Origin of the sequence: Bifidobacterium indicum (genome assembly GCF_036987015.1) — a bacterium.
Classification (GTDB): Bacteria; Actinomycetota; Actinomycetes; order Actinomycetales; family Bifidobacteriaceae; genus Bombiscardovia; species Bombiscardovia indica.
In genome coordinates this window covers 761,900-776,570 of record NZ_BTXM01000001.1, presented here as the reverse complement: position 1 = coordinate 776,570, position 14,671 = coordinate 761,900, and the positions used below count along the sequence as shown (strand labels likewise).

Below are 14,671 nucleotides of genomic sequence, written 5' to 3'. Positions count from 1 at the left end.
CATGAGTCGTAAGCAGCCGTCGAAGGATACGGGGCGTTCGTCCTCGGTCCTACGTCGTAGGCGGACCCTCATCGCATGGGGGTTCGCCTTGCCCTTCACCCTAGTCTTCGTGGTTTTCATGCTCCTGCCCCTCCTGTCGTCACTGATGATGTCGTTTACCGATATCACCGCCAGGGACCTCAGGACCCCTTTCGATGTCAACTTTGTCGGACTCCAGCAGTATGCGACCCTTTTCAAGGATCCTCAGTTCTTGCGATCCCTCGGTATCACCGGTATTTTCGTGGTGGTCGGTCTACCCATAACCATGGCCCTGGCGCTTTGCTTTGCCGTGGCCCTCAACAAGGGCGCCAAGCACTTGAACGGTTTCTTCCGGGCTCTGTATTATGCCCCGGTCGTGGCCAGCGTGGTGGCTGTTTCAGTGGTCTGGCGATATATCCTCCAGCGCGATGGACTGCTCAACGATGCCCTGGCCCTAGTCGGGATTCAGGGCCCGGACTGGTTGCATGATACCCGTTTCGCTCTGCCGGCTCTGATTGTCATGACCACATGGCGCAACATGGGTACCCTGATGATCATCTTCCTGGCCGGACTCCAGGCAGTCCCTGAGGACGTCAAGGAGGCGGCTGCCATAGATGGCGCATCCAGGACGAGGACTTTCTGGAGCATCACCATGCCCCTTCTGAGGCCGACCCTGCTCCTGGGGGCCGTGCTCCTGTCCGTGACCTACCTGCAGTTCTTCGAGGAATCTTTCGTCATGACCCAGGGAGGGCCCCTGAACTCGACGCTGTCTGCTTCCTACTATGTCTACCAGAAGTTCAGCTTCGGGCAGTACGGCTTGTCATCAGCGGCCAGCTACATCCTCTTCATCATCATCGCCTTGGTCAGCGCCCTGCAGTTCCGGGTGCTCCGCACGCAGGAATGAGGCAATCATGACTTCTGTATATTCCGGTCCTGTCCAGGCAGACCGGACCAAGCCCTCTTTGTGGAAGCGGTTTACAAGGGGACGCGGTCTTACCTATACGGTTCTGGCCGTGGTCGGTTTGGTCTGGATATTCCCCTTCATCTGGATGGCCCTGGGCTCGATCAAGAGCCAGGGGGAGATTCTCGCCACCCCGCCCACCTTCTGGCCGAAGAACCCGACGCTGGAGAACTATGCCAAGTGGTTCGGAGAGCTGAACTTTGGGACCTACTTCGTCAACAGCATGATTGTTGCGGTGATTACGGTCCTGGGGAACGTGGTCTTCTGCTCCATGGTCGGATATGCGCTGGCCAAGATGGATTTCGCTGGCAAGCGCATTCTCTTCGGAGCCGTCATGATCACCCTTATGGTGCCCAGTGTCTCGACCTTTGTGCCGCTCTTTGTCATTGTTTCCAACCTGGGGTTGTCCAATACCTATTGGGCCCTGATCCTGCCTTTCCTCACTCAGCCCATTGGTGTATTCCTGATGAGGCAGTTCATGATGGGGATTCCGGATGCCCTCCTGGAGGCGGCCCGGGTGGATGGTGCAGGTGAGTTGAGGATCTTCTGGTCCATAGTCCTTCCCCAGTGCGGGCCGCCTCTAGCGACCCTGAGCATACTGACCTTCCTGGCCTCCTGGAACAACTTCCTGTGGCCATTGGTCGCTATGCAGACCAACGATCGTTATACCCTGCCGGTGGCGCTTTCCCTGTACTCGACAGGGCAGAACGCCACGAATTATGGAGTCCTGCTGGCAGGTGCGGTCTTGGTCATTACGCCGATACTCCTGCTTTTCGTGGCCCTGCAGCGTTACTTCATCCAGGGTGTAGCAATGACCGGCATCAAGTAATCCCAGCTTTTGTACCCCGGACTCTATTTGGGGCCGGGGCATGGAAGCGACCGCCATCATCGGGCCTTCCCCGTCGATGGCGTGATTTTTGTCTTTATTGAACCAGCAGCATCAAGTTCCGTCACAGAAAGGTCCACCATTGCCAATGCAACGGTCAACTTACTCATTCCCGCAGGATTTTCTCTGGGGTGCAGCAACCGCTGCCCACCAGGTGGAGGGCAACAACGTTAGCTCGGACTGGTGGGAACGGGAGCATCGGGATGATACCGACCTGGCCGAACCTTCAGGGGATGCCCTGGACAGTTACAACCGATACGAGGATGATATTGACCTGATCGTCAAAGGTGGTCTGGGTGCCTATCGATTCTCTCTGGAGTGGGCCAGGATTGAGCCCGAGGAGGGGTTCTTCTCCAAGGCTCAGCTCTTGCACTACCGGCGGATGATTGAGGTCTGCCTTGAACGGGATGTTGTTCCTGTAGTGACTCTGAACCACATGACCTTGCCGCGTTGGTTCGCCCATCGCGGAGGATGGAGGTCCGAGGATTCAGCCGATCTGTTTGGTCGCTATGTGGCCAGGGTTCTCCCTATTCTGGACGGTGTGACCTGGGTCTGCACCATCAATGAGCCCAATATGGTCGCCTTGACACGGGGAGGTTCGCAGGGATCCAACATGGCCGCCTCCCAATTGCCTTCTCCGGATCCTGTGATCTCCGAATCGCTGATCCGGGCGCATGACCGAGCTCGGGAGATTCTTGCCGAGGTGGACGCCATCCGTTCCGGCTGGACCATTGCCTGCCAGGATTTCCAGGCCGCTCCGGGATGCACCCGCCAGATGGAGGAGTACCGATATCCTCGTGAGGACATATTCACGGAGGCAGCCAAGGGAGATGATTTCGTCGGTGTCCAGGCTTATCTGCGGACCATCATCGGACCAGAAGGGCCCCTGCCCGTCGTCGACGGTGCGGAGCGTACTCTGACCGGCTGGGAGTACTACCCCCAATCCTTGGAACACGCAGTCCGCCATACTTGGGAGGTGACTGGCCACGTTCCGATAGTGGTTACCGAAAACGGCATTGCCACAGGTGACGATTCTCGGCGCATCGACTATACCTATGATGCCTTGGCTGGGCTCCATACGGCCATGGACGATGGAATAGACGTGCAGGGCTATCTGCATTGGTCCTTGCTTGACAATTACGAATGGGGTTCGTTTAGACCCACCTTTGGTTTGGCTTCATGTGATCCCGACACCTTCAAGAGGGTTCCCAAACCCTCAATGAAGTGGTTGGGCAGAGTTGCGCAAACCGGTGTGCTGAGCCATCCCTGAGTCGTCCACCATCCGGGAAGCAGGTTGTATGTGGATTGTCTGTTTGCCGATGGGTTGGTTGCTTTTGGATTGTCGATATCCCCAAGCCTTGGTTCCCGCCGGGAAGTGCATCGGGTCTGACCAGTCAGGACCATTGTTCCGGTCCGGATCTTCTGCAGAGGCATGAATCCGAATTGATCGCTTATGCTGTCATCAATTCGTGTTCTGCATTTGAACTGTGGTCTGGTTCGACTAATTGAGACGTTTTCCCCCCGTACTACAGCGACACACGAAGCTGGACGCCAGCCGCAAACGGTGCGGCTAACGAGGAGAGGACCGCCTTGTCCAGGCCGTGGAACGGTTGACCAGGCGTGTCCTGGAATCAGGTTTCGGGGTCAGGGGCGGGTGTCATCGCCCATAACCGGAGTCCATGGCAATGTTGAATACCTGCTCCGGTTATCGGATACGGCTGAAATCTGACCCTCGGCCATTCGTATTGACGGGATGGCCTGTTTCACCGTCTCGGAGCGGCTTTCCTGGGCCGCGGATAAGCAATGCTATATTTGGTCATGCCTACTTCCCCTTTTTCCAGGAGGTCTCGTGGCTGGGATCAAGGATGTCGCCGCCGAAGCCGGAGTTTCCATCAGCACCGTTTCATATGTCCTCTCGGGAAAACGACGAGTCAGCGATGAGACCAAGTTGAAGGTTCTTGAGGCTGTTCGTCTCCTGGATTACCGTCCCAAGCGGGGAGCCGCCATGCTGCGCCAGGGGGGCCCGGACCAGGTTGATGGCGCTGAGTTCCCCCATGCACAGCTACACCGACTACAGCAACTATGCCGCGTTCTTCTTCGCGGTTGTGGCCAGGGCGCGTCGCTACCACTACAACGTCGTGCTGCTTACGGACGAAAACGAGGAGGATGAACTGCTGCGCATGTCATACAGCGGCATGGTCGACGGGGTACTGCTGCTGGACGTCAATACCGACGATGAGCGAGTGGCTCATGCGCGAACATCCATGGTGCCCTATGTCTCTATCGGTTGCGCGAAGGACCATGCGGACCTTGTTTCCGTGGATACCGATTTCGAAGCCATGGGCAGGATGGCCATTGATGAGTTCTACCGGTTGGGGCATCGGAATGTGCTCATGATCGGAGCCAGTGAGGAAAGCTACCGCCAAGGATCGAACTTCCTGGTCCGGACCAGGGAATCCGTTGAAACGCGAGCAAAGGTGCTGGGAATGCACCTGGACTTCCGATACTCCACCGGTGATGACGCAGTGCACGTGGAGGAGGTCATTGCCTCAGCCTACATGCAGACCCCGGGCATAACGGCGATTATGGCCCAAACCAACATCAGCCACATGAATAACGTCATCGGTTCCTTGTTCAGACGAGGCAAGTCCATTCCCGGCGATGTATCGCTCCTGGCCTTGAGCACCTTCGGCAACGCTTCGGTCATGGAACAGCCCATAGATGAGATTCCCATGCAGCCCAACAAGACATGCTCCCGCGGAGTGGACATGCTCATGGACCGTCTTGAAGGGCGTGAATCCAATCTCGGGGCGGTTGAGCTGATTCCTTCGAGTTACCTTCGCCGAGGATCGGTCGGCCCGGTTTCCGGCAGAGGCTGAACGGTCCGTATCTTCCACTGCAACGACTTGTCGAAAATTGTCGAAATAGTCGGCCGATGATAGTGCAATGAATAAATTAAGTACTGGTTATTCATCGCGGATGACCCTTGAGCAATGAGGCCGAAAGGAGAGGACTCCTATGAAGGTGTCTAAGACAATCATGGCGGCGCTGACAGCCGTGGCGAGTCTCGTGGGACTTGCATCCCTGTCCGGTTGTGGCGGCAGTGACAGCGCCCAGGAGGAGCACCCTGATTCCATCAAGATCTGGTACTACGAGGAGGACAACGGCGCACAGGGCAAGGCCTGGAAGCAGGCCATCGCCGATTACCAGAAGAAGACCGGCGTCAAGGTCAACTTCGAGAAGAAGACCTTCGAGCAGATCAGGCAGAACGCCAGCCAGATCCTGAATTCCGACGATGCCCCCGATGTCATGGAGTATAACAAGGGCAACGCCACGGCCGGCCTGCTCTCGAGCCAGGGACTGCTGTCCAGCCTGAACGATTACGTCAAGAAGTACAACTGGGATAAGAAGATCACCGGCTCACTCGCCGCCCCCGGTAAGTATGACGAAAAGGGCGTCATGGGATCCGGTGATTGGTATGGCATCACCACCTACGGCGAGGAGGTGATGATGTACTACAACACGGAGATGTTCGAGAAGTACGGCATCGCCATTCCCAAGACCATGCCCGAGCTGGAAGCAGCCATGCAGAAGTTCAAGGACAACGGTGTGACACCGCTGTCCGAGGGTGTGGCCGAGTATCCTCTGCAGCACCTCTGGTGGCAGCTGGTCCTGCAGAAGGCGGATACCAAGCTGATCAACGCCTACCAGCGCTATGACGGCAAGGTTGACTGGGAGGGTCCCGCCATGACCTACGCCACCGACACCATCAAGGACTGGGTCGACAAGGGATACATCAGCAAGGATTCAACCGGTCTCAAGGCCGAGGATGCCGGGCAGAACTTCATGAAGGGCACCTACCCCATGTTCTTCTCCGGATCATGGTGGTTCGGACGCTTCCAGAGTGATGTTCCCAACCTCAAGTGGCAGGTCGGTCTCTTCCCCGAGTCCAAGAAGATCCCTGGCGGATCAGGCAACATCTGGGTCATTCCCGAGCGCTCCAAGAAGAAGGATGCCGCTGCCGAGTTCATCAACATGACCCTGACCAAGGACAACCAGAACCTGATGGGCAACTCCGGTGGCCTGCCCATCGCCGCGGATGCCGATAAGATAACCGACCCCAAGAGCAAGGAACTGATATCGGGGTTCAACGAGGTCATCAAGGATGACCGTCTGGGGTACTATCCCGATTGGCCCACCTCCACACTCTATGACGAGCTCAATGCCGGCCTGCAGGAGCTGGTCAACGGCACCAAGGCCCCCAAGGACGTACTCAAGGAACTCCAAGGCAAGTACGACAAGGGTGTTGAGACGTCAGGCGTGAAGCAGAAGTAATCACAAGAACGCTCGGATTGCCCGATCAGTCAATCCGAGCCTGGCTTTATTCACCGGATGGTCTCGCAGCACCGGTCAACGGACCTGCTTTCTTGAGGAAGTGGATTCCCGGTCCTGCGGGACACCGCCCGGACATCATTTGTGTATGAGGAAGTGAGACATGGGATCTCGAAGAAAGAAAGGCGCCGAATCGGTCTCCGCCAGAACCGACGAAGAGCGTGGGATGTCCCGGATACCGGGTAATCCGTCTAACCGTTTCTGGTGGTATCTGATACCAGGCCTGGTGGTCCTGCTCTGGATCATCATCGTGCCGGCTATCTGGAACATCTATCTGAGCTTCACCAACTACCGGGGCATACGTCCGCCGAAGTGGATCGGGTTGGATAACTGGTCCAGACTCATGAGGGATGCCACCTTCTGGGCTTCCTTCCGCAACTCCATCTGGATGATCGTGGCCATGGTGGTCATTCCCATCCTGATCGGTCTGATTCTGGCCTCTCTGGTGTTCGACGTGGTGCAGAAACGCTTCGGTGCCAAGACCGCTTCGACCATGAGAGCCATCTACTACTTCCCCCAGCTCCTGCCCATCTCCGTGGCCGCCCTGGTCATGGGCTGGATTTTCCGGCCAGAGAACGGTGCCCTCAATGCCATTCTGAAAGGAATGGGCCTGGGGCGCTTCCAGCACAACTGGCTGGGATCGCCTGATACGGCTTTGATATTCCTGATGATCATCATGATCTGGATTCAGCTGGGGTATCCGCTGGTCATCTTCATGTCAGGGCTGCAGAGGGTCGATCCGGAACTGTACGAAGCGGCCAGCCTGGATGGGGCCAACTGGTGGCAGCGGTTCAGGGTCATCACCCTGCCGGCCATCAAGCCCGAGATCTTCGTGGTTGCCCTGACCTGCACCATCGCCGCCCTGAAGGTCTTCGCTCCCGTATACATGCTGACCAAGGGCGGCCCTGGCGACAGCACCATCGTGCCCTCCTATTACTCCTATACCCAGTTCTTCCAGTCCCAGCAGGTCGGGTACGGAGCGGCCATAGCAACGGCCCTGACGGTGGTCATCATCGTCATATCGATTGTCTTCACCAACCTTCAGCAGCGGGTTGAGAAAGAGGATGAGGAGTAAGACATGAGTGCACATACCACGCTTCCCAAGGCAAGGAAGAACCGGACGGTGGGAGACTGGGCCATTCTGGTCCTGCTGATCATCGGCGGGCTGATCATGCTCTTCCCCTTCTTCATCCTTCTCCTCAACGCCTTCAAGACCGCGGCCGATTACAACGCATCAGGCCCGCTCTCATGGCCCAGCGAGTTCAGTCTGGCCGGTCTGGAGAAGTTCTGGACCAGGGTCAGGTTCCCCCAGAAGGTCTGGAACAGCATCTGGATCAGCGGACTGGTGTCGGTTCTGGCGGTAGGCCTCTCCGTGCTGAATTCATTCGCGCTCGGCATCGGCAGGGTCAGGGGGCGGCGCTGGATCGTCCTCCTGATCATGCTGGCCAACATGATGCCGCAGGAGGCCCTGCTCTACCCGCTCTACATCATGTTCAAGAGCATGGGGCTGTACAACTCCCAGTGGGCCATAGTGATCATATTCACCGTCATACAGAGCGCCTTCGGCACCTACCTGCTCTCCTCGGTCTACGGCACCTTCCCCAAGGCCATCCTGGAGGCAGCCACCATCGACGGTGCCAGCAGGTGGAGGGTGCTCAAGGACATCGTCTTCCCCATATCCACGCCCACGCTGAGCGTCATGCTGGTCTTCTTCTTCATCTGGACCTGGAACGAGTACATGATTCCCATGGCCTTCCTGATCGACAACGCCAAGCAGACCGTCCCGATCGCCATCGCCTCCCTGACCGGGGACAGGCTCATGGATGTGACCACCACGGCGGCGGCCTCACTGATCAGCATCGTGCCCACGCTGATCTTCTACCTCATCTTCCAGCGCACCCTCTCCAGGGGCATCACGACAGGAGCAGTGAAATAAATGAAATTCACCAATGGATACTGGCTGGCTCGACCCGGGGTCGAGGCGCTGTATGCCCGTTCGCCCTATGAACTATCGGTTGGCGATGATGGCAGGAGCATAGATGTGTTGGCCACCACGCAGGTGATTCATGACAGGGCGGATACACTCAATCTTCCGATCTTCCGCATCCATGCCTCATCGCCGGCCGAGGGCATTATCCGTGTCCGGGCATCGCATTGGAAGGGCAGCAGGGTCTGCCCCGGGTTCCCGGTCAATGAGCAGGATTCGGACGGTGGGACTGTAAGCGCCGGAGCCCAGGGCCCCGGCGATGGTGAGGTCGGCGAGGAGGGTGCCACCGTCCGCCTGGACAGCGGTGATCTGAGCCTGACCGTGACCAAGGGCAGCACTTTCGATATGACCTTCAGGTGCGCTGACAGGGAACTGACCCATGCCCGAGGCAAGTCCATGGCCAGGTTCCTCCTTGAACCCGACGCAGCGGTGTCGACCCAGCCGGTCGGGGAGTTCGGTGTTTCCCCCACGGCCAATGCCTATGACGAGTCGCCGGTCTTCACCTCCATCCAGCTCGGCCTGGGTGTGGGGGAGCGGGTCTACGGCTTCGGCGAACGGTTCGGCCCCTATCTGAAGAACGGCCAGTCCGTCGACATCTGGAACGAGGACGGCGGCACCGCCAGCGAACAGGGCTATAAGGACATCCCCTTCTACATGACCAGTAACGGATATGGTGTCCTGGTCAATAACAGAGGGCATGTATCCTTCGAGGTGGCCACCGAGAACACCGAGACCGTCCAGTTCAGCGTGCCGGGCGAGACCATCGACTTCTATCTGATCGCAGGGCCTGATCCCAAGCGGATTCTGGAGAGGTACACCGCCCTGGTCGGCAGGGCCGCCGAGGTTCCTGCCTGGTCATACGGTCTGTGGCTGACCACATCCTTCACCACCAAGTACGATGAGCGGACGGTCACCTCCATGATTGACGGCATGGCCGAGAGGGACATACCGCTCAGCGTCTTCCACTACGACTGCTACTGGATGCGCGAGTTCCACTGGACCGACTTCCAGTGGGACAAGCGGTTCTTCCCCGATATCGAGGGAACCCTGAGTCGTCTCCACCAGGACAGGGGCCTGCACGTCTGCGCCTGGATCAACCCCTACATCGGTCAGGAAAGCGCACTCTTCGATGAAGGTGCCGCCAAAGGCTACCTGGTGCGCAAACCCAACGGTGACATCTGGCAGACCGACCTCTGGCAGGCCGGCATGGGCCTGGTGGACTTCACCAATCCCGAGGCCCGCGACTGGTACAAGGAGAAGATAAAGACCCTCCTGAACCAGGGGGTCGATGCCATCAAGACCGATTTCGGTGAGCGCATCCCCTCGGATGTGGTCTGGTTCGATGGGTCTGATCCCGCCACCATGCACAACTGGTACACCCAGCTGTACAACCAGGCGGTTTTCGAGGCCATCGAGGAGACCCGTGGCAAGGGACGGGCCTGCCTGTACGCCAGGTCGGCGACCGTCGGTGGGCAGCAGCAGCCGGTGCACTGGGGCGGGGACTGTGAGTCCACCTTCAACGGCATGGCCCAGACCCTCCGGGCCGGTCTCTCCCTGGCCAGCTCCGGTTTCGGCTTCTGGAGCCACGATATCGGCGGTTTCGAGGGCGCCCATCCCGATCCAGCGGTCTACAAGCGTTGGATCGCCTTCGGTCTGCTCTCCTCCCACTCCCGTCTGCACGGCTCCACCGTCTATCGGGTGCCCTGGCTCTTCGACCAGGAGGATGAGCGCCGGGGTGTGGTCAATCCTCCCGACCAGACCGCCGTCAGTGTGCTGCGTGAGTTCACCAAGCTGAAGATATCGCTCATGCCTTACCTCTACCAGGTGGGACTCGGGGCACATGAGGATGGTCTGCCGGTCATGCGGTCCATGTTCATGGAGTTCCCCGAGGATCGTACCGCCCTTGACTGCGACCGACAGTATATGCTGGGTCCCTCCCTGCTGGTGGCCCCGGTCTTCTCCTACTCCGGAGACGTGGACTACTACCTGCCCAAGGGCGTGTGGACCAACTGGTTCACCGGCAGGCAGGAGGACTGCCGCCAGGCCGGTCGCTGGATCAGCGAGCGGTATGGTTTCGATACCGTGCCGCTCTGGATTCGAGACGGAACCGTCCTGGTAACCCGGGAGGGTCAGGCCAGCACCGAATACGCCTATGGAACCGATGCCACGGTTTCCGTTTTCATGGCCCAGGACGGCAAGGCCCAGGCCCGCGTCCGGGACGAGGCAGGCGACGATGTCGTCTTCTCCGCCGAGCGCAATGGGAATCAGGTGACCATCGCCTCCTCCGACGGCCGTGACTTCACCGGCTGCCTGGGCAGGGACGAGGGTGTGCGTTCGCAGAATGGGCGTGTGGTTCTGACCGTCGCATAGGCAAGCGTCCGTCTGTCGCTGCAGTCCATGTACATCGGACTGCAGCGACACACCAGACTGGACGCCCACGTCAAATGCGGTAATATATATGAGTTGTCGAAAACAAGAGATTGTTGACGATGACATGCGCCAGTAGCCCAATGGATTAGAGCAGCTGACTACGGATCAGCAGGTTGCAGGTTCGAATCCTGTCTGGCGCACGAGAAGGCATTGGTTCCAAGGCTTCACGGTCTCGGAACCATTCTTGTTTTCGGAATCGGGCACATTTCGGGCACATCGTATGTGCAGGGTGCCCCCTCCAGCTCACTCCGGCCGTACCGTGTTGCGGCGTATCGGGCCCGCCACATCCCGGGCCGGTATCTGACCAGGCGCCATATAGCACATACGGAAGCCCGGTTCTCTGTGACCTCCAGGCGTTCAGGGTGCTCACCCTGTATCGTGCGCCACGATCTCGGCCGCCTCGGCCGGCGTCAGTGACCTGTCCGGCGTCGCGGCCGGATTCTCGTTCGTCGTCTTCCGTGTTTCGCTCATACCTGTTCTTTTGCGTCAGCGCGCGCAGCTGTGGGCTGGTGCTGGTTCTCGCTGTTGGGAACGGGGTGTTGTCTGACGCATAGAGGTTGGTAGGCAAAAGCATGGATACATGACAAGTGGTTGAAGTCCGCCCAGGACACGATGGAGGATGGGCACGGCAGGTACGTGGAGCCTGCGTCATCCGTGAAGCGATCGTTGGCGATGTACGCCGACGAGCCGGGGAAGGCAAAGGTGCCCGATGAATTCAGATCGAAGGACTTCGGCCAAGGCGCACGTTGGGAGGTGCGCTGGAGGGTTGACGGCACGGCCGGCGAAAGCTCTTCCGCTACCGGGCCGAGGCCGAGGCGTTCATGGCCGAGATCGAGGTCCGGATACGCTCGAACCGGTACACGGATCCCATGGACCCCTCAGGCCGTTGAGCGAGGTGGCGGACCTGTGGGCAGCAGGGGCTGGCGGGCACGGTCAAGGGCTCGACGGAGGGATGGTAAACGCGCCCGCAAGGGCCGCCCGCCACGAGCGGGAGGCCCGGTGCCCGGGCCGGCGCTGCGGCGGACAGAAAGGACGACCATGCCACACCGCCCAGCGGCCCCGGCCACACGCCTGCGCTGATTGCGCCAATCCCAGCACCTCACCCAGGCCGAACTCGCCGACAAAGCCCACGTGACCCCCAACCGCAACAGCGACCTGGAATCAGGCTCACGTTCCATCGAAGGCGTGACCGTCGCCGTGGCCCACCGCCTCGCCCAAGCCCTGGACTGCGCCATAGAAGACCTCATCTGACACCCGCCCGAGCACACGCGCCCGCGTCTGAACCCAACAGTCCAGACACGGGCGCTTCACCATGCCCAAACAGAGCACACCAGCCAGCCCACACGACCCAACACCAGCACCAACGACAACCGACAGGAACCACACCCACACCCACCGACAACCTACACCACACCAGAGCGACAACCCCACACCCTCCACACCAGCGAACAGCGATCCAACAAGCCACATCCATATCAATGAACATCTTGTAGAGGCAACAGACAAGACAAGTTCATATTGGGGAACCGTATGTTGGGCCATTAAGGAAGCAGCAGCAAAAACAGTTGGCGGATTGCATGGTAAGCCCAAGAGTTTCCGTGTTATTAGAATTGATTCAACCCGAAAGACAGCAGAGGTTCATTACAAGGAAGAAATATCACATATACAATAATCAGAGTATCCAGAGTACTTCAATGCCGACTATATAGTAGCCTGGACTCCGATAAAGAGAGAAAAGCAGCATCATGACAATAGCTAAAGAGACTAGTTCGAAACCTTCTCATAATAGTTTGGATACATCATCTTGCAGGGGGAACCTTCTGCTGTTGAATATGCCTTATCAGGGGCACATCAATCCAACCTTAGGTACAACACGAGCTTTAGTGAAAGCTGGGTATTCGGTTACGTATGTATGCGATCCTAGATGGAAGGATCAGATAGAAGAATCTGGAGCATTGTTTGTGCCATACGACCATTACCCTGAGTATCCGAATACCGTGCAGAGCTTGCGTGGCGGGGTCTATGCAATAGATACGGGCCGTCGCCTAGCTTCTGAGAGTCAGTACGATGCTTTGTTGTACGAGAGCTTGTTACTTTCAGGGAAATGCCTCGCCGACCAGATTGGTGTCCCTTCTATTCGTCTCTCTTCTACGTTTGCGTACAACCGTTCCATTCTCACGAAACTATCTAATACAGGTGGGCTGCATGTAACAAGTCTTTTGAAATTTCCTCCCATTGTAAAAGCAATGTCTCTTTCAATGCGAAGGCATAAGCGTATTGAATCATCTGATTTTATTACGGAGATGGTTGATAATTATCCTACAATTACATACGTTTATACCTCTCGGGCATTTCAATTAGATAGTGCATCGTTCCCGGAGAAGAATTTCAAATTTATAGGCCCTTCTTTGGATAGTAGAGACTTGGAAATACGCGATACAAACCTGGATAATGAGCTCAAAAGTTATGGAGAAAGGCCTATAATCTATGCGTCGCTGGGAACCATTTTCAACACTTTTATGCCGTTTTATAAGGCGGTAGTGGGGGCATTCGCGGATCAAAATGTGACGGTAATCTTATCGGTTGGTAAAAATTTTGACCGAACGAAATTGGGTTCCGTTCCACGGAACATATACATCCATCAATCTGTTGATCAATTAGCTGTTCTTAATAAGGCTGATCTCTTTATCACCCATGGAGGTATGAACAGCGCTAATGAGGCCCTGTATTATCAGGTGCCCATGGTGGTGGTTCCCATGGCAGATGACCAGCCTACAGTAGGAGCACGAATTGCTGAACTGGGATTGGGTAAAGTCTTGGACCGAAAAGCAATCAATAAAACTTCGCTCAGACAAACGGCTTTTGATGTCCTAAAAGATCAATTAATTGCAGGAAATGTAAAGAAGATAGGCGAAGACATGCAGAATTCTGGCGGGAATCAGAAAGTGGTAGAAGATCTAAATAATTTGTTGAGAGACAAGATAAAACGCGCACAGTAGGGGTGCGGTATTGTGCCGTTGTGTCTTTGGTTAGCGGCTTTTGCGCCTTGTGGTATTGACTGGAGCTTTTGGAGTCGAGGGAGTGTTTGATGCGGGTCGTGTTGTACCAGCCGTTGTAGTCGTCGATGTCGGTTTTCGGGCTTGCCGGTCATGGTGGTCTGGCCGCGGTTGTGGAGTATCCCCTTCTTCATGCGTCCGAAGAACCCTTCCCAGGCGCTGTTGTCCTGGCTACAGGCAGCCCTTTCCGCTCATCGATCTGGTCCACCTGCTGGCCTATATCGAGGTTATCCATCTGGGCCACCGGTAGCGGCAGTCCCGGTCCGAGTGGATGATCGGCTTGGATTCAGCGACCAGCGCTGGGTTGTGATGCTCGTCCACCGTCCAGGTCATGAGCATACTGTCGTAGCGGTCCACGATGGCATAGAGGTAGAGTTACTGTCCGTGGCACGGAACTCGGTGATGTCCGTGAGGAGTTTCACTCCCGGCCGCCCGGCAAGGAAGTTACGCTCCAGGTGGATTGCTGACCGCTGGTGTGCTCTCGCCCAGGTAGGATTTGTGTCTCCTATGTCTTTTCAGTCGGGGGGGGGGCGGGGTGGATGTTCAGCTCGCGCATCAGGGAACGCTCCAGGCCCTCCGAGGTTTCCGCGCATCTTGCTTTCAAGGTGTCGGTGAGGCGACGGTAGCCGTACGAGCGCCAGTTGGACTCGAACACCGAGCGGAACCGCTCTTCGAGCGCGATGTGTCTGGAGGCTTTCGCTTGGCGTGCCGGTCCCTGGCTTCTATGCCAGCAGTAGCAGCTGCGCGGCAGGCTCAATGTTCGTGCCGATACCCAGCCAGCTGCTGTCCAGGGTCAAGGCCCTGCTGGAGGGGCATGGTCCGGAGGAGTACCTGCTGCGCGGGCCTTGGGGAGGAAGGCAGAACACCGCGAACTGGCGGAACCGGGTGTGGGCCCCGGCCCTGCAGTACGCGGGCATGAAGGATATCGAGGGCCTGGTCAT

At 57.5% G+C, this 14,671-nt stretch carries 11 protein-coding genes and 1 tRNA gene; all 12 read left to right on the top strand.

Features of this window, described 5'->3' with window-relative positions:
* Position 1 precedes the first annotated feature (1 nt).
* The 12 genes from AACP59_RS03365 to AACP59_RS03310 all read left to right on the top strand — a co-directional run bounded on the left by AACP59_RS03365 (position 2) and on the right by AACP59_RS03310 (position 13,673).
* Positions 2 to 922: a carbohydrate ABC transporter permease gene (locus tag AACP59_RS03365; RefSeq protein WP_339349858.1), complete on the top strand. Its 921-nt coding sequence runs from the start codon at positions 2 to 4 to the stop codon at positions 920 to 922.
* A 7-nt stretch (positions 923 to 929) separates the two neighbouring features.
* Positions 930 to 1,808 carry a carbohydrate ABC transporter permease gene (locus AACP59_RS03360; protein WP_339349856.1) on the top strand — a complete coding sequence of 293 codons (879 nt, stop codon included), beginning with the start codon at positions 930 to 932 and terminating at the stop codon, positions 1,806 to 1,808.
* 145 nt (positions 1,809 to 1,953) lie between these two features.
* Entirely contained in the window at positions 1,954 to 3,135 is a 1,182-nt protein-coding gene (locus AACP59_RS03355; RefSeq protein WP_297316761.1) for a glycoside hydrolase family 1 protein, read from the top strand.
* 483 nt (positions 3,136 to 3,618) lie between these two features.
* Positions 3,619 to 4,035 carry a helix-turn-helix domain-containing protein gene (locus AACP59_RS03350; RefSeq protein WP_339349855.1) on the top strand — a complete coding sequence of 139 codons (417 nt, stop codon included), beginning with the start codon at positions 3,619 to 3,621 and terminating at the stop codon, positions 4,033 to 4,035.
* Positions 3,920 to 4,744 (top strand): substrate-binding domain-containing protein, encoded by an 825-nt coding sequence (locus AACP59_RS03345; RefSeq protein WP_339349854.1) that lies wholly within the window; start codon positions 3,920 to 3,922, stop codon positions 4,742 to 4,744. The genes AACP59_RS03350 and AACP59_RS03345 overlap by 116 nt, the downstream gene beginning before the upstream one ends.
* Before the next feature lie 139 nt (positions 4,745 to 4,883).
* Positions 4,884 to 6,200 carry an ABC transporter substrate-binding protein gene (locus AACP59_RS03340; protein WP_297316763.1) on the top strand — a complete coding sequence of 439 codons (1,317 nt, stop codon included), beginning with the start codon at positions 4,884 to 4,886 and terminating at the stop codon, positions 6,198 to 6,200.
* Between the two features lie 160 nt (positions 6,201 to 6,360).
* The gene (locus AACP59_RS03335) at positions 6,361 to 7,332 is read left to right on the top strand and encodes a carbohydrate ABC transporter permease (RefSeq protein ID WP_370465959.1); all 972 of its coding nucleotides are present in this window, start codon (positions 6,361 to 6,363) and stop codon (positions 7,330 to 7,332) included.
* A 3-nt stretch (positions 7,333 to 7,335) separates the two neighbouring features.
* Positions 7,336 to 8,193 (top strand): carbohydrate ABC transporter permease, encoded by an 858-nt coding sequence (locus AACP59_RS03330; protein ID WP_297316764.1) that lies wholly within the window; start codon positions 7,336 to 7,338, stop codon positions 8,191 to 8,193.
* A complete protein-coding gene (yicI, locus tag AACP59_RS03325) occupies positions 8,194 to 10,614 on the top strand; it encodes an alpha-xylosidase (RefSeq protein ID WP_339349852.1) in 2,421 nt (806 codons plus the stop codon).
* A 126-nt stretch (positions 10,615 to 10,740) separates the two neighbouring features.
* A tRNA-Arg gene (locus tag AACP59_RS03320) sits at positions 10,741 to 10,814 on the top strand.
* A 940-nt stretch (positions 10,815 to 11,754) separates the two neighbouring features.
* Positions 11,755 to 11,925: a helix-turn-helix transcriptional regulator gene (locus AACP59_RS03315; RefSeq protein WP_339349850.1), complete on the top strand. Its 171-nt coding sequence runs from the start codon at positions 11,755 to 11,757 to the stop codon at positions 11,923 to 11,925.
* A gap of 494 nt (positions 11,926 to 12,419) precedes the next feature.
* Positions 12,420 to 13,673 carry a macrolide family glycosyltransferase gene (locus tag AACP59_RS03310; protein ID WP_339349849.1) on the top strand — a complete coding sequence of 418 codons (1,254 nt, stop codon included), beginning with the start codon at positions 12,420 to 12,422 and terminating at the stop codon, positions 13,671 to 13,673.
* Positions 13,674 to 14,671: the final 998 nt, after the last annotated feature.

What these genes read in the sequence shown, in the direction of transcription:
- yicI (WP_339349852.1), top strand. Translation starts at nt 8,194, where the DNA reads ATGAAATTCACCAATGGATACTGGCTGGCTCGACCCGGGGTCGAGGCG.
- AACP59_RS03355 (WP_297316761.1), top strand. Translation starts at nt 1,954, where the DNA reads ATGCAACGGTCAACTTACTCATTCCCGCAGGATTTTCTCTGGGGTGCA.
- AACP59_RS03330 (WP_297316764.1), top strand. Translation starts at nt 7,336, where the DNA reads ATGAGTGCACATACCACGCTTCCCAAGGCAAGGAAGAACCGGACGGTG.
- AACP59_RS03345 (WP_339349854.1), top strand. Translation starts at nt 3,920, where the DNA reads ATGCACAGCTACACCGACTACAGCAACTATGCCGCGTTCTTCTTCGCG.
- AACP59_RS03335 (WP_370465959.1), top strand. Translation starts at nt 6,361, where the DNA reads ATGGGATCTCGAAGAAAGAAAGGCGCCGAATCGGTCTCCGCCAGAACC.
- AACP59_RS03365 (WP_339349858.1), top strand. Translation starts at nt 2, where the DNA reads ATGAGTCGTAAGCAGCCGTCGAAGGATACGGGGCGTTCGTCCTCGGTC.
- AACP59_RS03310 (WP_339349849.1), top strand. Translation starts at nt 12,420, where the DNA reads ATGACAATAGCTAAAGAGACTAGTTCGAAACCTTCTCATAATAGTTTG.
- AACP59_RS03350 (WP_339349855.1), top strand. Translation starts at nt 3,619, where the DNA reads ATGGCCTGTTTCACCGTCTCGGAGCGGCTTTCCTGGGCCGCGGATAAG.
- AACP59_RS03360 (WP_339349856.1), top strand. Translation starts at nt 930, where the DNA reads ATGACTTCTGTATATTCCGGTCCTGTCCAGGCAGACCGGACCAAGCCC.
- AACP59_RS03340 (WP_297316763.1), top strand. Translation starts at nt 4,884, where the DNA reads ATGAAGGTGTCTAAGACAATCATGGCGGCGCTGACAGCCGTGGCGAGT.